The 3,622-nt window shown below is 64.9% G+C and carries 3 protein-coding genes; 1 reads left to right on the top strand and 2 read right to left on the bottom strand.

Features of this window, described 5'->3' with window-relative positions:
• The first annotated feature begins 123 nt into the window (after positions 1-123).
• The gene (locus AC6UAL_RS09505; protein ID WP_500683142.1) at positions 124-483 is read left to right on the top strand and encodes an arsenate reductase family protein; all 360 of its coding nucleotides are present in this window, start codon (positions 124-126) and stop codon (positions 481-483) included.
• Positions 484-676: 193 nt separating this feature from the next.
• On the opposite strand, the gene hrpB is transcribed toward AC6UAL_RS09505, so the two are convergent.
• Positions 677-3,187, bottom strand: a complete 2,511-nt coding sequence (gene hrpB / locus AC6UAL_RS09500; protein WP_500683141.1) for an ATP-dependent helicase HrpB — start codon at positions 3,185-3,187, stop codon at positions 677-679.
• Between the two features lie 248 nt (positions 3,188-3,435).
• A partial coding sequence (locus AC6UAL_RS09495; protein WP_500683140.1) for a hypothetical protein occupies positions 3,436-3,622 on the bottom strand: 187 nt, incomplete at its 5' end.

Genomic DNA, 3,622 nt, shown 5'->3' with positions numbered 1-3,622 from the left:
ATACGCTTCTTTTGTCCTTTGACAAGAAAAATATCGCGGAGCTTGCAAATAACATTGTTTGCCTCCACCTCGGCGGCTTTCGGCTTGCGTCGGGCGCACGGCTCTTGTAGAATGATTCTCGACATGACACCGAATCTCTTTCTGGAATACCCGAAGTGCACAACCTGCAAAAAGGCGGCAGCCTGGCTGAAAGAGCAGGGCTACAGCGTTGAAGATCGCCACATCGTGGAGCAGCACCCCACGGCGGAGGAACTTCGCACGTGGTGGCAGGCGAGCGGTCTGCCGCTGCGTCGCTTCTTCAACACCTCCGGCATGAAGTACCGCGACATGCAGCTCGCGTCCCGCCTGCCCGAGATGAGCGAGAACGAACAGCTCGAGTTGCTGGCCTCGGACGGCATGCTCGTGAAGCGCCCCCTGCTGGTAACGCCCAAGGGCGTGATGCCGGGATTCAAGGCCGAGACCTGGGCCGAGCTCCTTTCCTGAGAGATCGGCCTGCATCCGAACGCTGCGCGGCGCCCGATCCTCCGGCCTCCCGCCGTTCCGACTCGGAAGGCTGCACCGAGCCGCGAACCCTGCTCCTCCTTCGGGGGCGCAAGGCCTTCGGGCAGGCGCCGCGCATCCCCGGCCTCCCGCCTCAGCTTCGCCGCCGCGACGTGCCCGCCGCAGCGGGGCGTCCTCAGAGGTCGGGCCAGGCGTGCTTGGGGTAGCGCCCCGCGAGATCCTTTTTCATCTGCGGGTAGCCGTTTTTCCAGAACGAAGGCAAGTCGTTGGTGATCTGGTACGGGCGCTGGTTCGGCGCGAGAATCTCGACGAGGCAGCGCACGCGCCCGTCGGCAATGACGGGCGTCTTAGTCACCCCGAAGAGCTGCTGACACTTCAGCGAAATAACCGGCGTACCGTCCTCGCGATACAGCAGCTTCACCTCGCGCCCGTTCTCCAGCCTCAACTGTTTGGGAGCGCAGCGATCGAGACACTCGCGCTGCATCCCGCTCAACCATTCGCGGAGCAGCGGCAGCACGGGGCGCTCGCGGATATCCTTGTAACTCACGGCTCCTTCACAGAGCATCGTGACGGCGACGCGCCGATCATCCTCCTCAAAGGCCGGCAGCTCAAGCTCGGGCATGGCTTGGCGCAGGCAGTTGAGGCGATTGATCCACTGAACAACGTGCCCGTCCCAGCCCTCCAGCCGCAAATGGCCGCGCAGCACCTGATCCGCCAGCAGCGGCGCGGCATCCTCGGGAGAAGCATCGCCGAGCTCCTGCTCCCCGACAACAAGATCGCGGTAAAACCGCCGGCGGAACGAAAGAACGCGCTTGCGGCTCGCATCATAGCGAGCCACCGTATCCTCGTGCAGCTGCAAATCACCCTCGCTCAACCTCGTGCAGCGGCTCAGGCGCGTCTCCACATTCTTTCCGCCCACCTCCGTCATCTCCGCCGCCAAAAAAAGCTCGCCGTCCTTGGCCACGGAATCCACCGCAATGCGTCCGCTGCGGCGCCCCGTCACCCGCGCCGTACCCGTTGCCGCACTGTGGCGCATAGCGACATGGCTCGGCAGCGCCCCCAGCAGAGCCCGCGTCAAGCCGCCCTGCACCCGCTCGAAATGCACCTCGGCCTCCCCGCGCATCAGCTGGCGAAAACTTGCCAGCACCTCGCGAGCCGCGCGCCCCATGATGCCGAGTCGGCCGCAAGCCTGCGCATCGAAACGCTGCTCCGCCGCGTAGCACACCGCCCGCCACTCGGCCTGAAAATCACTGTAATCGTCCGGCTGCCTCAGCTGACTGCTCAGCCCCGAGCTCATCGCCACGGGCTCGGCCTGCAAAAGTGCGCAAACCGCCGCAGCCTCCGCCTCGCAGCCGCCCTCGCGCCCCAGCAGCATCAGCTTGGCCGTCACCGGCGGCAGCGGGTAGCGCAGCAGCGCGCGCCCCGTCGTCGAAAGCCCCGTCTCATCCTCCGTCAGCGCCCCCAAATCGCGCAGCAAATCCCAAGCTCGGCGGCTTTCAGCCTGCGTCGGCGCATCGGGCCAAGGAAAGCGCAGCACCCCCTCCAAGCCTCGGCAGCCCCATGAAAGCAAATGCAGAAAAGCCGCCGACAAATCCGCGCGGTGCACCTCCGGCGCAGGGAAGGGCGGGCGTCGCCTCTGCTCCGCCTCGCTCCAGAGCCGCAGACAGCGCCCCGGCCCGAGGCGCCCGGCGCGCCCCGTGCGCTGATCCGCCTGCGCCTGAGAAATCGGCACCACATGCAGCGTCGAAAGACCGCGTTGCGGATCCCAGCGTGCCTCCCGCGCCGTGCCCGAATCAACCACCGAGCGCACCCCCTCAATCGTCAGAGAGGTCTCCGCGATATTCGTCGAGACAATAACCCGCGGGCGCTTGCCGCGCTCCACCGCACGCGCCTGCGCCTCAGGCGTCATCTGCCCGTGAAGCGCAAAAACATCCCGTCCCCGCATCCATCCCACCTGCTCCAGCAGCTCGACCGTCCGGCGAATCTCGTACGCCCCCGGCAAAAACACAAGAATATCACCCGCATCCTCGTGCCCGCACAGCTCGCGCACCGCCTCGCAGCATTGCTCCCAGACCGGCTGCGGTCGCACATAACCCATGCGATCGCGCACGGCCACAGGCTGTCGGTAAGCAATCTCAACCGGGTAGAGGCGACCCTCGGCACGCAGCACGCGGGCCTGCGGCAGATAGCCCTGCAACTTATCCAACTCCAGCGTCGCCGACATCACAAAAGCCCCGATATCGGGCCTCGCCCCGCGCTGCAACTCCAGCACACGCGCCAAACAGAGATCCCCGGAAAGCCTCCGCTCGTGCACCTCGTCGAAAATCACGGCCGACACCCCGCGCAACTCCGGATCATCCGTCAAGCGGCGCTCCAGCAAACCATCCGTCGTAAACAGAATGCGCGTGCGCTCACTGCAACGCGCGTCAAAACGCACCCGGTAGCCCACCTCATCGCCGAGGGCGCAGGGAAACTGTCCGGCGACATAAGCAGCCAACAAGCGAGCCGCCAGACGCCGCGGCTGCACCACCAAAATGCAGCCGCGTGCGGCGCAGCCCGCATCAACCAGCATGCGCGGCACGCGGGTCGACTTGCCCGACCCCGTGGGCGCACTCAGCAGCACACAGAATCCCGGCTCGGCCACCGCCGCCTTAATCTCCTCGCTAATCGTGTCGATGGGTAACATCGCGCAACATTCTGCCACAGCGACAGAGAAAAGAAAAGCCGGAATCCGACCCCGCCGTCTCGCCCTGTCCCGTCCCCTCCCCGCTCCCGCAGACTGCCGCGCACTCGGCCACTCCGAGAGACTTGCCCCGCGGCGCCGCGCCTTGCCCGCAGCACCGAGCCCGTGCCCCCTACCCGCACGCAAACGAACACCTGCATCCCCCCTACGCCCCGGATTAGGAGCAAAGCGGGGGAGATGCGGGCAAAAAGTCAGCAAAAGACGAGCATTCGCGTGGCCGAAACGCCACCTAAGCAAAAAATGCTGATAACAATGCCGAACCAAACTCGCGAATTATCAATACCTTGTGAAACAAGCAGAGAAATTTGCGAAAAAATCAGCCGAAAAAGCTTGACGTCGCGGCAACTCATCTGTATAATTCGCGGCACCCCGACACGG

This window comes from Candidatus Parakkermansia intestinigallinarum (assembly GCF_944389695.1).
Lineage (GTDB): Bacteria > Verrucomicrobiota > Verrucomicrobiia > Verrucomicrobiales > Akkermansiaceae > Akkermansia > Akkermansia intestinigallinarum.
The sequence above is the reverse complement of the archived record's forward strand: the minus strand, read 5'-3'. Positions and strand labels throughout refer to the sequence as shown.